This window comes from Marinobacter shengliensis (genome assembly GCF_030297115.1).
Taxonomy (GTDB): domain Bacteria; phylum Pseudomonadota; class Gammaproteobacteria; order Pseudomonadales; family Oleiphilaceae; genus Marinobacter; species Marinobacter shengliensis.
The window spans coordinates 1953355-1967240 of the sequence record NZ_AP028062.1; the positions used below are offsets into that span (position 1 = coordinate 1953355).

General features: G+C 58.1%; 15 protein-coding genes and 1 tRNA gene. 7 read left to right on the forward strand and 9 right to left on the reverse strand.

The window, feature by feature from the left end:
* Window positions 1–38 precede the first annotated feature (38 nt).
* Together QUE75_RS09010 and QUE75_RS09015 are read right to left on the reverse strand one after the other, a co-directional pair.
* Complete coding sequence (locus QUE75_RS09010) at window positions 39–872, reverse strand: vWA domain-containing protein (protein ID WP_286255268.1); 834 nt, start codon at window positions 870–872, stop codon at window positions 39–41.
* Window positions 873–1124: 252 nt separating this feature from the next.
* Window positions 1125–1931: an RluA family pseudouridine synthase gene (locus QUE75_RS09015; protein WP_286255269.1), complete on the reverse strand. Its 807-nt coding sequence runs from the start codon at window positions 1929–1931 to the stop codon at window positions 1125–1127.
* A gap of 103 nt (window positions 1932–2034) precedes the next feature.
* On the opposite strand from QUE75_RS09015, the gene QUE75_RS09020 reads away from it, so the two are divergent.
* Window positions 2035–2961: an ROK family protein gene (locus QUE75_RS09020; protein ID WP_286255271.1), complete on the forward strand. Its 927-nt coding sequence runs from the start codon at window positions 2035–2037 to the stop codon at window positions 2959–2961.
* 10 nt (window positions 2962–2971) lie between these two features.
* Entirely contained in the window at window positions 2972–3145 is a 174-nt protein-coding gene (locus QUE75_RS09025) for a DUF2897 family protein (RefSeq protein WP_230712445.1), read from the forward strand.
* A 76-nt stretch (window positions 3146–3221) separates the two neighbouring features.
* Here the strand turns inward: QUE75_RS09025 and QUE75_RS09030 are convergent.
* The 6 genes from QUE75_RS09030 to QUE75_RS09055 all read right to left on the reverse strand — a co-directional run bounded on the left by QUE75_RS09030 (window position 3222) and on the right by QUE75_RS09055 (window position 8090).
* Window positions 3222–3298, reverse strand: a tRNA-Val gene (locus tag QUE75_RS09030).
* A 55-nt stretch (window positions 3299–3353) separates the two neighbouring features.
* Window positions 3354–4304 (reverse strand): DMT family transporter, encoded by a 951-nt coding sequence (locus QUE75_RS09035; RefSeq protein WP_061331043.1) that lies wholly within the window; start codon window positions 4302–4304, stop codon window positions 3354–3356.
* 136 nt (window positions 4305–4440) lie between these two features.
* Window positions 4441–5529, reverse strand: a complete 1089-nt coding sequence (locus tag QUE75_RS09040; protein ID WP_286255275.1) for a hypothetical protein — start codon at window positions 5527–5529, stop codon at window positions 4441–4443.
* Between the two features lie 35 nt (window positions 5530–5564).
* On the reverse strand, window positions 5565–6638 hold the full coding sequence (locus QUE75_RS09045; RefSeq protein WP_286255277.1) for a hypothetical protein: 1074 nt from the start codon (window positions 6636–6638) through the stop codon (window positions 5565–5567).
* A gap of 137 nt (window positions 6639–6775) precedes the next feature.
* A complete protein-coding gene (locus tag QUE75_RS09050) occupies window positions 6776–7366 on the reverse strand; it encodes a YceI family protein (protein WP_286255279.1) in 591 nt (196 codons plus the stop codon).
* Window positions 7356–8090: a CDP-alcohol phosphatidyltransferase family protein gene (locus QUE75_RS09055; protein ID WP_286255282.1), complete on the reverse strand. Its 735-nt coding sequence runs from the start codon at window positions 8088–8090 to the stop codon at window positions 7356–7358. Before QUE75_RS09055 ends, QUE75_RS09050 begins: the two co-directional genes overlap by 11 nt.
* Window positions 8091–8201: 111 nt before the next feature.
* Between QUE75_RS09055 and QUE75_RS09060 the strand changes: the two genes are divergently transcribed.
* From QUE75_RS09060 to QUE75_RS09075, 4 genes are read left to right on the forward strand one after another with little or no spacing between them, the layout of a single operon-like run.
* The gene (locus QUE75_RS09060) at window positions 8202–9185 is read left to right on the forward strand and encodes a zinc-dependent alcohol dehydrogenase (RefSeq protein ID WP_286255285.1); all 984 of its coding nucleotides are present in this window, start codon (window positions 8202–8204) and stop codon (window positions 9183–9185) included.
* A gap of 9 nt (window positions 9186–9194) precedes the next feature.
* Entirely contained in the window at window positions 9195–9593 is a 399-nt protein-coding gene (locus QUE75_RS09065) for a 6-pyruvoyl trahydropterin synthase family protein (RefSeq protein ID WP_061331049.1), read from the forward strand.
* Window positions 9580–11511 (forward strand): glycosyltransferase family 4 protein, encoded by a 1932-nt coding sequence (locus QUE75_RS09070; RefSeq protein ID WP_286255286.1) that lies wholly within the window; start codon window positions 9580–9582, stop codon window positions 11509–11511. Before QUE75_RS09065 ends, QUE75_RS09070 begins: the two co-directional genes overlap by 14 nt.
* A complete protein-coding gene (locus QUE75_RS09075; RefSeq protein ID WP_227510070.1) occupies window positions 11508–12470 on the forward strand; it encodes a lysylphosphatidylglycerol synthase transmembrane domain-containing protein in 963 nt (320 codons plus the stop codon). The genes QUE75_RS09070 and QUE75_RS09075 overlap by 4 nt, the downstream gene beginning before the upstream one ends.
* Here QUE75_RS09075 and QUE75_RS09080 read toward each other — a convergent pair whose 3' ends face one another.
* The gene (locus tag QUE75_RS09080; protein WP_286255287.1) at window positions 12471–13337 is read right to left on the reverse strand and encodes a RibD family protein; all 867 of its coding nucleotides are present in this window, start codon (window positions 13335–13337) and stop codon (window positions 12471–12473) included.
* 119 nt (window positions 13338–13456) lie between these two features.
* On the opposite strand from QUE75_RS09080, the gene QUE75_RS09085 reads away from it, so the two are divergent.
* A complete protein-coding gene (locus QUE75_RS09085; RefSeq protein ID WP_286255288.1) occupies window positions 13457–13873 on the forward strand; it encodes a helix-turn-helix domain-containing protein in 417 nt (138 codons plus the stop codon).
* Window positions 13874–13886: the final 13 nt, after the last annotated feature.

Consider the following 13886-nt stretch of genomic DNA (forward strand, 5'->3'; position numbering starts at 1 on the left):
CGCTGGCTTTTTTCATTGGTGCACGGCTATTCAGGCACTCACACCGCCACTTGCGCCACTGGGCGCCTGCGATAACGTGTAAAGATTCCCAACAGTCCCAGGCCAATCAGCGCCAGGGAAGATGGCTCCGGTACGGATGCGGACGGCTGACAGGCCGGGTTAGTGGGGTTCAACTGGCAGAAGTCCAGGGTTTCCTGGAGCTTTGCGTTGGCAAAATCAGTCACGAACTGCTGAACAATCGTCTGATCGGAAGTGTTGAACAGGTTCAGGTTGAACACGGTTCCGCCATGATCTTCGATCAAGGTCCTGTACGAATTCTCAGTGGACGTGCCTCTGAGAACACCGTTATAGAGCGCGTTATTGGAGGTCAGCAGGCCATCCAGCACCGAACTATTGACCGCAGACCCTCCAACCGTGCCCCTGAAGGCGAAGTCGCCATTGGATGGTTCATCCGTCAGAATGATGATGTTCTTGACGGCATTACTCCGGAATGAAAACAGATCACTCTGCCCATCCAGGGCATTCAGGGCAAAGGCGGTGGCGGTGTAACCCGGCTCTGTGCCACCATTAATTTTTAGACCCTGCGCTGCTGTTGCAAAGCTGGCTGGATCGGTGAGATCGGTAACCATGCGTGGTACTACTGCGTTGTCGCCATAGCCAACCAGCCCGTACTGGGCGTCAACCTGGCCTGTACCGGTAAGAATGCTGGCAAATAGGCCGATATTGGCCCGCAGGTTGGCTTGGACAGTTCCCATGGAACCAGATTCGTCAACGACAAAGACAATATCGCTGAGGATTGGAGCGGCATGCACCGGAGCGATAGCGGCCGCCGTCGAAAGTATCAAACCTGAAAGAAATCGCTTGAGTTTCATTATCGTTACCTCATCCAGACTGAGTGTTGTAGGCGGGCATCCGTACCGTACTGCTTTATCGGCTGACTCCCGGGTAGTACACCTATGCAGGCATCAGTAAACCTTGCATAGCATGTGCCACAAGGCTTAACGCAGACCTAACGCGCTGTGATGTCGGGATATTCTTCAGGTTCTGGGTGAAAAGCCCAGATATGACGCATCTGATATGTATAGAAAGCTGACATTGTTTTGCGGGGGCTGTAACCAACAGCGTTAGTTAAAATCCTGCGAAGGGGTGCTGAAGTTTCTTGCTTTCCCGGTCAGTGGGCAAACAAACTGAAGCTGAACGGCCTTCAGGCAAAGCCCGGAGGGGTGGGGGCTGCCGTAAAGCTTGTCACCGACGATGGCGTGGCCAATACCTGCAAGATGCCGGCGAATCTGATGTTTGCGCCCGGTTTCGATAAGCACCTGTACGTCGGAGGTGTTTTCCTCGGGATCTATCGCCAGGGTGGTGACGCGGCTCAGGGATTTCTTGCCGTCGAGTGGCGCGTCGATGACAAGGTCATCCGCATTCAGTTGGCCGGTCACTGTCGCTCGGTAGGTTTTGGTGACGGTGCGGCCGGAGAACAGTTGAGACAGGGCTCCGGCTGCTTTACTGTCGTGGGCTACCAGCATCAGCCCGGCGGCATCGGCGTCCAGGCGGTGCACGAGAAAACAGGGCCTGCTCAGGGCAACCTCTGCCAGGCGCAGCAGGCTGCAGTGATCTCCCCATTGTGAGCCCTGGGCTAACAGGCCGTGGGGTTTGTACCAGAGGCTGTAGCGCCCCAGGTCTTCTAGCAGATCAGGTTGGTCCGGCTTGAGGCCCAGCACTTGGTCATCGTAGAACAGTTGAATCCGGGTGCCTGGCTTTAACTCCCGCTTCGCTTTCCGCAACCGAACCTGCTTGCCCTTCTGGGTCCACCAGCAGGCACCCTTGGCCATGGCATCCTTGATCCGCTGTTTGGGGAGCCCCGACGCCTCTGCGAGTGCATCGACGGCAAGTTGGGATTCCGAAACGTTCAGGTCCAGGGTACGTCTCATGGTCGGGGATGGTCGCTCTGGTTAGGATGGGTAAAGTCTGGGATTATAGCCAAAAGCGCAGTCAGTTTATGCAGCAAACCGATACCAAAGGCGATCTTTACGAATGTCCAAACGCTGGTTGACCGGTATTGATCTGGGAGGCACCAAAACGGAAGTGATCCTGCTGGATGAGAACCACCAGGAGCACTTTCGGCATCGGGTGCCAACGCCTGCCGGCGACTACCAGGCCACCCTGGCTACCATCAAATCACTGATCGAACGAGCTGAACAACATGCCAGCCAACGCGGCTTACCGGTAGGCATTGGTATTCCAGGAACGGTATCTGGTGTTACCGGGCGTATCAAGAACGCCAATTCCACCTGGCTCAATGGCAAGCCCATGGCAGATGACCTTCGCCAGCTACTCGGCCGACCGGTTGCCCTGACCAACGATGCCAACTGCCTGGCATTATCGGAAGCCACAGATGGTGCAGGTCAGAATGTGGAGGTGGTTTTTGCGGCTATCCTGGGAACCGGTTGTGGTGCTGGTATCAGTATTGATCGACGGCTGTTGACGGGCCCCAATGGTGTGGCCGGTGAGTGGGGGCATAACCCGTTGCCCTGGACACCACAGCGAGAGCTGGATGATCGCCCTTGCTTTTGTGGCCGACGTGGCTGCAACGAAACCTTTCTGTCTGGTACCGGCTTCAGCTTGACTCATCGGCTATCCTGGGGCGACAAAGCCTCGGCACAGGAGATTGTTGCTGGCGCTCGGCAGGGAGACCGCGACTGCCGTTTTACGTTGGACCTCTATATTGAGCATCTGGCCAAAGGCCTGGCCTCGGTTATCAATCTTCTGGACCCAGACATGATTGTGTTGGGCGGAGGCATGAGTAACGTGCCGGAACTCTACCAATCGTTACCGGAGCGGCTGCCGCAGTATGTTTTCGGTGGCGAATGCTCAACCCGGGTCCGGCCAGCGATACACGGCGATTCCAGTGGCGTGCGCGGGGCAGCGTGGTTGGCTGCCCAGGAAACAGATCCAGCATAAGGAGAACACGATGCCCGCAATAGGATGGATATTTATCCTGCTCGCCTTCGGCATGGTTATCGGCAGTCTTCTGCTACTCAGAGACAGCAGCAATATGAAAATTCCCGAACACAAGCTGGAAAAAATCCGTAAACGACAAGCGGAGCTGGAAGAGAAGGAAAAACAGGAAAAGGATGACTGGTAATCAGCGACGGTTCGCGCAGGCATAAAAAAAGCCAGTTCTCACGTTGCGCGTAAGTAACTGACTTTCTTTGCAGAATTGGTAGGACCACCCAGATTCGAACTGGGGACCTCTACCATGTCAAGGTAGCGCTCTAACCAACTGAGCTATGGTCCTGTGTCCTGCAACGGGGTGGAAATATACGGATTTCGTTCCCCGTGGTCAACCACTTTCAGGCAGTTTTTGCCGGTTTCAGAAAGCCTTTAATCGCGCGGCTCAGAGCGCTCCAGCGGTTCACCAGCAGCGCCATGAAAATCAGCCCACACCCTGCCAGCTGTAGCAATGACATGGTCTCACCAAACCAGGCTGCGGCGAACAGGGCCACCCACACTGGTTCCAGGACCAGAATCACCACGCCGTGACTGTGTACCGAAAGGCTCTGTGCATAGGTCTGCAACAGAAAGCGCCCGGCGGTGCCAACGATGGCACTGGCCAGAACCCAAACCATCAGAATCGGCGGCGGGTTGTTGAGGGTTGGTGCCCAGGGCTCGCTGATAGCGGACTCCACCAGGGTAACCAGGCCCACTGTCAGCAGGGCCAGGGCGGTCAGGGGCAGCGCCGGCACCTTTCGCTTCTCGATTGTTTCGCCCTGTTTATTGGTGACCGTTCGCTGATTGGCGGCCCGGGTGTTGAGCGTGAAGTAAAGCGCAAAGATAAACGCGGCCACAACGAAGTACAGCTGCCCCGGATCTGGCCTGAAGCCGTTTTCAAGGGACAGCAGGGCCAGGCCCGCTACCGCAATCGGTATGGCAAGCCAGGTACTCAGTGGCTGGGATTCACCGAATACCACGCGGGCAATGATTGGCACAATCACAACCCCAAGACTGGTGAGAAACGCCCCTTCACCCATGCTGTCGCCATGGAACAGGCCCAGTATCCAGCAGCTCATGGCAATGCCGAATACCAGGCCTACGCCCATGCTCCGTTTTACCTGGTCGGCATCCAACCGGCGCAGGGCCGGCAGCGCAATCAGTGCCAATACCCCACCTGCAATCAGAAACCGGGCCGCCATGAACATCAACGGTGGCATCATCAGGACGGCTTCTTTAGAAAACATCCAGCTGATCGCAGCCAGAAGGGTAACGACGACCAGCAACAGATCGGATTTGTGAGCGTCAGACATCGAGTAACTGGCTCCGGTCAGGCAGAGTGAAGTGCAAGGAGGGATAAATCTATAGTTTGCGAACTAAAAAAGAAAGCAGCGAAAACCGAGAGGGAGGGAGATGGCTCATCCCTGAGCCCGGCCAACAACCGTGGTGTCAGTTGTTGAGCGTGGTATACAGCAGGTTGGACATGCTGGTCTGGTTGGAGTTGGGGACCTCGACATACTGGTCACCGGAGCCCCAAAGCTGCCACCAGGCCCGCTGGTTGTAGGTGCGGCTGGCAAAGTCGATCTGCAGGCCATTGAGCACAGTGTTGTTCACCACCGGCACGGAGATGTTGCCGGTCTGGGTGTCCTTCACGGCACTGTGGTTGGCGCCTTCGCTCATCAGAATCGGGTAGTGATTGTAATAAAGGCCAGAAGGACCATTCTGCCCGCTTACCTTGCCCGCCAGACTGATGCTGTTGGAGCACGAGTCTATGCCGCTGGCGGTGGTGGCGCCGCAGGCGGAGTGGGTGGGTACCACGCCGTCATCGGTGCCGGCAATGAAGGGTTTGGTAATGCCTCCGTAGGACGAGCCGCCGCCTACGAAGCGCAGCCGGGGAATCGCCGTGGGGCCTACCGACAGGTTGCGGGCGGTGTTGGTTTGCAGGTCATTGACCACGCCCAGGTTGTCGGGCTGGGGATCAATCCCGGTGAACGCACGCACCGCTTGTTTTACCGGCCAGTTATACCAGCTGTCGTTATAGGCGATGCTGACCGCCAGGTCGGCCAGTTCAGTACCGCCGCCAGCCCCCGCAAGATCCATGACCGCGAGGATTTTCAGCGGTTGCAGGCCTTCGGATTGAAGCCAGCGAGCCTGGTTTTCCAGAAGGTGACGGGTAACCAGGTCACCGGTGGAATGGGTCACGACAATACAGTAATTGTTGCAAAGACCCTGCTGGCTGATTTGTCGAACCTGCTGGTAGGCTTGCTGCGCGATCTCTCCTTCCACCCGGCCGTTACTGGCCCAGTCGATGCGCGCTTCGGCGCGGTTCAGCCAGTAATCCCGCCAGTAGTCTTCTCCGGCCTGTTTCACCTCTTGCATGTTGGCGGGGGCCTGGGACAGGTTCTCCATCATGAAACCGTGCACCAGGATCACATTGTGGCCCGCCAGTTGGGCCTGCGCCGCTGTGGCGAACAATCCGCCTGCCAGCGCTATCGATAATGCAGTTTTACTCAGGCATCTTTTGTTTTTGTTGATCATTGCTTGCTCCGTTTTTCCGGTTTTATTGTTGTGTATCAGAACTTGTCGGCCAGCTGCCTTAGCAACGCCGCCCGTTGCTCTGATTCTGTGTTCACCGCAGGTGTGTCACGCAGGTTGCCAAGATCCGGCGGTGAAAATTCATAGCCTTCGTCTGGGCCGAAGGCGTAATGGGTGCGATTGCCAGGGCGGTCCGGCATTTGGCGTAACTGTAGGTTTCGGAGTTGCAGCTGGCCTTCGATGTCCTGGTTCGCCAACACGCTGCCATGGGCCTTGAGTACAAGCGTACCGCTGCCGCTGCCCAGGGATTCTTCAGTACTGAGTTGGGCCAGCGCGCGCTGGCCGTTGTATAGCTGGGCAGACAGCGCATAGTAGCCGGCGTGGTCCGGATCGAAACGGACTGGGATAACCAGGTCATTGCCGGACACATAGGGTGAGTCGATACCACCGAAGTCGCCGAGATCAGGTTCAATGGAGAGAGACGACACATGCCGGACCGGCTTTCCATCAACCCTGGCCTCTACTATCAGCCGGTATTCGCCTGGCTCGTGATCGGAACTGATCGTTCCCTGGTAGTAGCCGCTGTCTTCCGTGGCAGGCAGGTCTGCTGAATCGGCCTTGTCCCTCTTGGTGGCCGACTCAAGTGTTGCCGAGAGGGTATCGCCGAACACCTGCCGGCCACTCAGGGACGCCACCACAAGAATGGGCTCGCCCCGGGTAAAGCGGAACTTGTCGAGTGTCACGATGAAGCGGCCGTCGTCTTCCAGCGGCAACTCAACCGGATGGTACCGGTTGCCCTGGTAGGCTTCGGCCTGGGCGGTGGTCAATGGTACCGAGTAATCCGGGTAGCGGGCGCTTCGCTGGTAGTCGTCTGCAACGCTGGCGAGCATGAACCCCAGGGCGTTGTCAGAGGGCGCAGGAGCGTTCGAAGCCTTTGCCTCATTTGCCTGTGGCGTGCGGTCTCTCGCCATGGCGTTTGCTTCCTGATGATCCTGGTGGCTGCCGAAAGGCAGCCAACTGAACTTACCGTCGTTTTCTGCGGATAACAGCCAGGCAGTACCTGAAACACTGGCCACCACTACGGCGGTGGCCATCAGTGCCTTGTAAGGCATGTAGAATCACCTTCTTATTGTTATTTCATTGCTTTTGGTTAAAGAGTAACCATAGCCAGTTTTGTCGTAACCGGCATGAAACTTGTCCGACAATGCGCCACTTTCACCCTAAAGTGTGACCGATTTCACGTATTGGGTTAGTCCTTGATCGCCTCAAAGGCAAAACGCAGTACTACCTCGTCACCGACCATGCCTTCGTCGATTCCGTAAGTCATACCCCAATCGCTTCGCTTGATCACGGCCGACGCACTGAGGCCGAGTGTGTATTCTTCGTGCCCGAAGGGATATACGTCAGCCTTGTTGAGGGTGACATCCACATCCACGGGGTTGGTCTTGCCCAGAAGCGTGAGATCGCCGGTGACGATGCCTGTGTTGTCTCCCGTGCGTTCGAAGCCGGTGACGGTAAAGGTGATGTCCTTGTGTCTTCTTGTGTTCAGGAAATCCTTGTTGCGCAGGTGATCATCCCGTTTACCGTGATTGCTGAATACGCTGTTCGCCTTGAAGGCCAGTTCACCGGATGACAGCTCCCCGGTCTGTTCGTCATAGACGAATTCGCCTTTCACCTCGCGAAACATGCCCATGACCGGGGCGTAGCCGATGTGCATCACCTCAAAGACCATGGAGAAGTGCTCATCGTCCACCTGGAATCTGGTTGGTTCTGCCTGAAGCAGCGGCGCGGTGGAGAGCAGGGTGGCTGCCAGGGTTGCGGCGGCGAGTTTAGTTTTCATGATAGTGTCTCCTTTGGTAGAGCCAGCGAACATCCAGCGCAAACGACCAACCCAGAAGGGCCAGCGCCATGGCCAGTGTGGTGCCGGCAAACCCGGTGGGGGTAGGGGGAAGTATGGCGATCATCAGCGTAACAACCTGCCATACGCATACGGTTTTGCGCCGGAAACTGTCCGGCAGCGGTTGGTTGAGCCACGTCAGGAAATGGCTGGCGGCCAAGAACGCGTAACGCATCAGGGCAAGCATCAATACCCACGGGCCGGCCTTACCGATAGCCATCGTGGCAACGCATAAGCCGAATATAAACAAAGCATCCAGTTCCATGTCGAACCGGGCGCCGAACTCACTGTTGCTGTTGGTGGCCCGGGCCACCTTGCCATCCACGCCATCAAGGATCAGCGCAATGAGGCAGGCCCCGCCGTAAATCCACAACGCGGAAGAATCGGCAGCTGGCAGAAACGGTGCCCAGGCCACCAGGGAAACGACGAGGATGGATCGAAGCAGGGTAGTGCGGTTTGCCCAGCCGAAGTTTTGTCTGGCTGGCCATCGAGTCAGTATCAAGGCGCCTTGGGTAGCAAAAATCAAAATCGCCAGCAGACCGAACCAGCCGGGAGGACTGAACCATTCGTGCACGGACAGCAACACGAAAAACAGCAGTAGGGCAGCCCAACCAAGCTCCCTCACAGTGGCAGGAATCTGAAATGTTGCCGGGCGAATCGAATCCATATCCGAGCGTTTCCGTATAGCCTGACTGGTACGTGTGTTAGGCCCCGTTCTATGACTATAGTTTGGGGTAGATGCTTTTGCTTACGGAGATAACAAGAGAATGGACTGTTTATGACGTCATCAGGGAATCAGGCGTTTTGGGTGACTGCCCCGGGCCAGGGGGAGCTTCGGCCGGCGACTCTGGGATGGCCTGACGGTGCCGGGGCAGAGATTGTCACCGTGCGCACGCTGTATTCCGGGATCAGCCGGGGCACGGAATCACTGGTATTCAATAATCGGGTTCCACAGGACGAATACCTTCGAATGTGCGCGCCCTTTCAGGAGGGCCAGTTTCCGTTTCCGGTCAAGTATGGCTATGCCAATGTTGGCGAAGTGCAGGACGGGCCAGAGCACCTTATGGGTAAGCGGGTATTTTGCCTCTACCCCCACCAGAGGCACTATCGCGTGCCGGCCAGTGCCGTCACCTTACTGCCAGACGATCTGCCGCCGGGGCGCGCCATTCTTGCTGCCAATATGGAGACCGCCATTAACGGTCTCTGGGATGCCGAGCCCGCTGTAGGCGATCGGGTTGCCGTGGTTGGCCTGGGGGTAGTCGGGCTTTTGGTGGCCTGGCTGGTCAAACAGATTCCCGGCATCCAGCTGCTGGCTGTCGATACCAATGAGTCCAGGGCTGACATTGCCAAGGCTTTGGAGATTCCGTTCACAACTGAGGCCTCGGCCCGTGATTGCGATCTGGTGATTCATTCATCCGGCCGGAGCGAGGGGTTATCATCAGCCCTGTCCATGGCCGGGCCGGAAGCTCGCATTGTGGAGCTTAGCTGGTATGGCAACGAACCGGTCACGGTTCCCCTTGGCCATGCCTTTCATCCTAACCGCCTTGAACTTAAATCCAGCCAGGTAGGGCAGATTCCGCCACGCAGACAGCCCCGGTGGAACTATGCACGGCGGCTTGAGCTTGCCCTTCAGTTGCTCAGAGCGCCTGAGCTGGACAACCTGATCAGCGGCGAATCCCGGTTTGACGAACTTCCTGCGGTTGCCAGCACTTTATTATCACCAGCAGGGGATGCGCTCTGCCATCGAATTACCTATTCCTGAGGAAACACTATGTTCAGTTTGACCGTTCGCGATCACATGATGATTGCTCACAGTTTTAAAGGGGAAATCTTTGGACCGGCCCAAGGGCTCCATGGCGCCACCTACGTGGTAGACGTTACGTTCGAGCGACACGTGCTGGACGATAACGATTTGATTGTGGATATTGGCCAGGCGTCTGACCTGCTGAAAGAGGTGCTTTCGGAATTCAACATGAAGAATCTGGACGACTTGCCCGAATTCGAAGGCCGGAACACCACCACGGAATTCATGGCGCAAGTCGTGTTCAATCGCATGGCTGCTGCCATCCATGCTGGCCGCCTTGGTGAAGAGGGCCGGCAGGTTGCCGGCCTTAAAGTGACTTTGGGCGAGTCGCACCTGGCCTGGGCCAGTTACCATGCCGGCATCTGACCTATGGTTTGTGGTTCCCGGTGATCCTGATCAGAACACCGGTGGGTACCGATATGTGCAGCGCCTGGTGGCGGCATCGCGCCAGGCCGGGGTGAACGCGCGGGTTCAGGGGCTCGCCGGGTGCTTTCCGAGACCGGATCAAACAGCTACCAATGCCATGCAAGAGCTCCTGACGTCTTTACCAGACAACACGTTGGTGGTGCTTGACGGGCTAGCCATAGGGGCCATGCCAGACGTGCTGGAGCGCCACCGCACACGCTTGCAGCTTGTGGCGCTGGTACACCACCCGCTGGCGGATGAGACCGGGCTATCCCAGGAGCAACAGGCCTGGTTTCGGGAAGCTGAAAGGCAGTCCCTGGCCCAGGTCAGCAGGGTGGTCACGACCAGTGAGTACACTGCCCGCCGTGTGCAGCAGGATTATGGTGTGCCGTCTTGGAAGATTACGACGGCGCAGCCGGCCGTGGACGCCCTGTTCTTCCAGATGGAGCGCGACCACTTGGGCAAGCCCATGAGGCTCTTGTGCGTGGGACATCTATCCCCCCGTAAGGCGCAGCACCAACTGGTCGATGCCCTCGCCACTTTGCAGGAACTGCCGTGGCAATGCACCCTGGTGGGGGCGGAGGATCGTGATCCGGACTATGCGCTGGCCGTTCGCAGTGCCATCGCCCGGCACGGACTGGCTGATCGTATTCAGCTTCTGGGAGAGCTATCGGAACCCGCGCTGGAGGAGGCCTACCGCCGGGCGGATCTGTTCGTGTTTCCGTCGCTCTACGAAGGCTATGGCATGGTCATCGATGAAGCCCTGGCCGCGGGCTTGCCGGTGTTGTCTTCCGATGGCGGCGCGCTGGCGTTGACCACCAGCAAACCCGGAGCCCGGAATTTTCCGGCTGGCAATGCGAAGGTCCTGGCGTCAGAGCTTTGCTCTCTCCTGACGAATACCGCAGATTTTTCGGATCTGGCGCGACGTGCGCGGGCCCATCGGTCAGATATTCGCCAGTGGTCAGATACCACAAGGGAATTCCTCGGCAGTCTGGGCATCAGCGACGAGGGTGATCCTGCAAGATTCTCTGGCCAGTGGCTGGAAGCCCGGGAGCCCGCGGATCATGCCGCCAGAAGCCGGGCCTTGACGGATGCGCTGGCAAACTGGCTAACTGTGGAATACAACACGAAAGCCGCTGGAAAACCGGCCGGTGATCCGTTGCATCTGGTGGATATAGGCAGTGGGCGGGGCTCTAACCCCAGTTATCTGATTCCCCGTTTGCCGGTGCCCCAGCGGTGGACATTGATTGAACCGGATCAGCATCTGCTGGGGCTGGCCTGCCATCGGGTTGGGGCACTGGACGCCCCAGCGGCTCCCATGATGCGGGAGCTAACCCCGCACAACCTGGATGAGCTATTGCCAGAGGATGCCACCTTGGTCACGGCATCGGCCCTGATTGACCTGGTCTCTGAACACTGGCTTCGCGCCTTTTCCAGTGCCGTGGTGCGAAGGCGGGCGGGTGTTCTGGTGGTGATTAGCTACAGCGGGCGCTTTGAACTGGCGCCTTCCCATGCCTCCGACGCCCTGGTACAGGAGCTGGTGAATCAGCACCAGCATGGCGATAAAGGCAGCGGAGCGGCATTGGGTCCCGAAGCAACCGGGGTTTTGGAGAAACTGCTGCGTGAGGCAGGTTATACCGTCACGGTAGAGCAGAGCCAATGGCATCTCAGCCCGGGCCAGGGCGGCGCGAGTGCTGAGTTGATCACCATGCTAATGACTGGTTGGGCGGATGCCGCCTGCCAGCAGAACCCGGCTGCGGAGGCTGAGATCAGAACCTGGCTGGCAGACCGGCAGGATCAGTTGGCCCGTTACGAACTGCGGGTGGTGGTTGATCACCTGGACCTACTCGGGTTACCCGACTCAGGCTTACCGGCATGATGCGCCAGCGGCCATGGCCAAAGCTGCTGCTTCGGTGGGCTGCGACCCTTATTATCCTGGTGCTGGTGTTACGGTTTGTGGACCTGTCCGGTTTGATAGCCAGGCTCCGATCCATTCCGCCCTCACTGATCGCCCTGGCCCTGGTGGTTTCTGTCTTGCAGGTGGTGTTGTCCGCCTGGCGTTGGCGTTACACCGCCGGCAGGCTAGGTGTTTCTGTGCCGATGACCTTTGCCGTTCGGGAGTATTACCTGGCCACCTTTCTGAATCAGGTGCTGCCGGGTGGCGTTATGGGCGATGTGAATCGGGCCTGGCGACACAGCCGGGCCCACGGGCAGGGAGCTCACGAGCGCTCGGGGCAGCTTTCGGCGGTTCATGCGGTTGTCCTTGAACGGCTGTCCGGGCAGTTGGTGTTGTTTCCGGTGGTCTTACTCGCTGTGGTTGTGCTTTGGCGTGTGGGCGCTTTTAGCAGTCAACCGCTGCCCATCAGGATATCCCTGAACCCGGCCTACTGGCTGTTGCCTCCTCTGCTGGTGGGCATTGGAACCTGGCTGCTGTGGGTCAGTGGTCGGCTTGCCTCACTGCGGCGCTACCTTGGGCGCCTGGGCGCCGATCTCAAGCGGGCATTTGCAGGTTGGCGCAATGGTTCGGTGCAGTTGTTTACTTCCCTTGCCGTTCTGGGCACCTATTTAACGGTGTTTGTGTTGTTGGCGTTTGGAATGGGATTAGCGGCCGATGCCAGCAGCCTGTTTCTTACCGCAGCCCTGTGTCTGCTATTGCTTCTGGCGATGGTGGTCCCAATAACGGTGTCTGGCTGGGGTGTCCGTGAAGGCGCAGCCGCCCTGCTTTGGCCCGCGGTTGGGTTACCAGCAGAGCAGGGGGTGGCGATCAGTATTGGCTACGGTGCGTTGATATTCCTGGCCAGCTGGCCGGGGGCGCTGGTGCTTCTCAAACGCGCCTGATCAATTCCAGCGCCTCTCGAAGGCCAGGTCGAACAGCATGTCACTGCCCAGATTAACCAGCTGGGCCCGCGGGCGCAGGGCATCATCCAGTTGGTCGATTTCCGGCAGCGAGAATGCCGGCCGGCCACTGCCGATGATCATCGGAGCCACCATGACATGAAGTCTGTCTAACAGCCCTGCTTTGAGGAAGGATGAAACGGTTACACCGCCGCCCTCAATAAAGATTTTGCGAAGTCCGTAGTCCTGTAATACTTGAAGAATATGCTCCGGTGGCACCGGTGAAGGGTTGTCGGCAGCCCCGAGACAGGGAACAGTGGTTACCTGGCCGATGCGGGCGGGCTTTTGGGCCGGGTCGTATTCACCGGCAACCAGATGCAGTGTGGGTGCTGCGTTGTCGGTAAACAGGTGGTGGCTGGTAGGAACTCGGCCATGGCGATCGATCACCACCCTTGTCGGGTTGGGCCCATTCGCGCGGCGTACGGTCAGGCGTGGATTGTCTGTGGCGGCGGTGCCGGCGCCAACCACGACCGCATCGCACAGGGCACGAATACGATGGAGATGGGTGATTCCGTCGTCACCATTAATGAAACGGGAGCAACCGGTTACGGTGGCAATGCGGCCGTCCAGGCTCTGACCAAGCTGACCAATCACATGGTTACCCGCCGGGCGCTTGATGGGCTGGCACAGGGGCAGGAACAGCGATATCAGATTCCTGGCATCTTCGGTTGCCTGATGCACCAACTCCCAGCTCTTGCCGTTAATCCGCAGCGCTGGTTGGCTGGTTCCCGGCAGGGGAAGGGTGACATTGCTGCGGTTGCTGGCATTCAGTATGAGCTTCCAGGCAGTGTCTGTATCCAGGGTGGCCATGGCGTTCCCGTTTGTTGGTTTTGTGGTTTCAGTATAGGCAGATTGTGTGCAAAGCTATATGTACGATACATTTCCGGATTGATTCACTTTTCCAGCCAATTTTTCAGGGACACTGAGCTATGCGGTACCTGCAGTCCTTTCATCGCCGCTTGCGGCAACTCCGGCAGACCGGGCAGCTGTCTTTGGCGGATGTGGCCAATATGTGCGGAGTGGACGAAGCCCGGGTAGGCAGCTGGGAGGCCACAGATCCCAAGCAACGGAGCTATCCGGGCGTCAGTGAACTGCTGGATGTGTGTCTGAAAACCGAAACGCCGTTGGATCAACTGCTGGATATGGATGATGGCGGTGACAGCGGTCAGCTGGAGTTGCCGGGGCTGGCGTTCAGTAACAGCGATGATTTGTCTGTCGCGTTGAAAGAGCTGGAACGGGAGCTGAACCGATTGCGGCTATCAGAGGAAGAGTTGGAACTGCTGCGCCGGTTCCGCAAGGCAACCGCGGAAAACCGGCGCATGGTCCTTCAGCTGCTGGGGCGTTAACCGCCCCGGTAAG

What these genes read in the sequence shown, in the direction of transcription:
- QUE75_RS09010 (WP_286255268.1), bottom strand. Translation starts at nt 872, where the DNA reads ATGAAACTCAAGCGATTTCTTTCAGGTTTGATACTTTCGACGGCGGCC.
- QUE75_RS09015 (WP_286255269.1), bottom strand. Translation starts at nt 1,931, where the DNA reads ATGAGACGTACCCTGGACCTGAACGTTTCGGAATCCCAACTTGCCGTC.
- QUE75_RS09020 (WP_286255271.1), top strand. Translation starts at nt 2,035, where the DNA reads ATGTCCAAACGCTGGTTGACCGGTATTGATCTGGGAGGCACCAAAACG.
- QUE75_RS09025 (WP_230712445.1), top strand. Translation starts at nt 2,972, where the DNA reads ATGCCCGCAATAGGATGGATATTTATCCTGCTCGCCTTCGGCATGGTT.
- QUE75_RS09035 (WP_061331043.1), bottom strand. Translation starts at nt 4,304, where the DNA reads ATGTCTGACGCTCACAAATCCGATCTGTTGCTGGTCGTCGTTACCCTT.
- QUE75_RS09040 (WP_286255275.1), bottom strand. Translation starts at nt 5,529, where the DNA reads ATGATCAACAAAAACAAAAGATGCCTGAGTAAAACTGCATTATCGATA.
- QUE75_RS09045 (WP_286255277.1), bottom strand. Translation starts at nt 6,638, where the DNA reads ATGCCTTACAAGGCACTGATGGCCACCGCCGTAGTGGTGGCCAGTGTT.
- QUE75_RS09050 (WP_286255279.1), bottom strand. Translation starts at nt 7,366, where the DNA reads ATGAAAACTAAACTCGCCGCCGCAACCCTGGCAGCCACCCTGCTCTCC.
- QUE75_RS09055 (WP_286255282.1), bottom strand. Translation starts at nt 8,090, where the DNA reads ATGGATTCGATTCGCCCGGCAACATTTCAGATTCCTGCCACTGTGAGG.
- QUE75_RS09060 (WP_286255285.1), top strand. Translation starts at nt 8,202, where the DNA reads ATGACGTCATCAGGGAATCAGGCGTTTTGGGTGACTGCCCCGGGCCAG.
- QUE75_RS09065 (WP_061331049.1), top strand. Translation starts at nt 9,195, where the DNA reads ATGTTCAGTTTGACCGTTCGCGATCACATGATGATTGCTCACAGTTTT.
- QUE75_RS09070 (WP_286255286.1), top strand. Translation starts at nt 9,580, where the DNA reads ATGCCGGCATCTGACCTATGGTTTGTGGTTCCCGGTGATCCTGATCAG.
- QUE75_RS09075 (WP_227510070.1), top strand. Translation starts at nt 11,508, where the DNA reads ATGATGCGCCAGCGGCCATGGCCAAAGCTGCTGCTTCGGTGGGCTGCG.
- QUE75_RS09080 (WP_286255287.1), bottom strand. Translation starts at nt 13,337, where the DNA reads ATGGCCACCCTGGATACAGACACTGCCTGGAAGCTCATACTGAATGCC.
- QUE75_RS09085 (WP_286255288.1), top strand. Translation starts at nt 13,457, where the DNA reads ATGCGGTACCTGCAGTCCTTTCATCGCCGCTTGCGGCAACTCCGGCAG.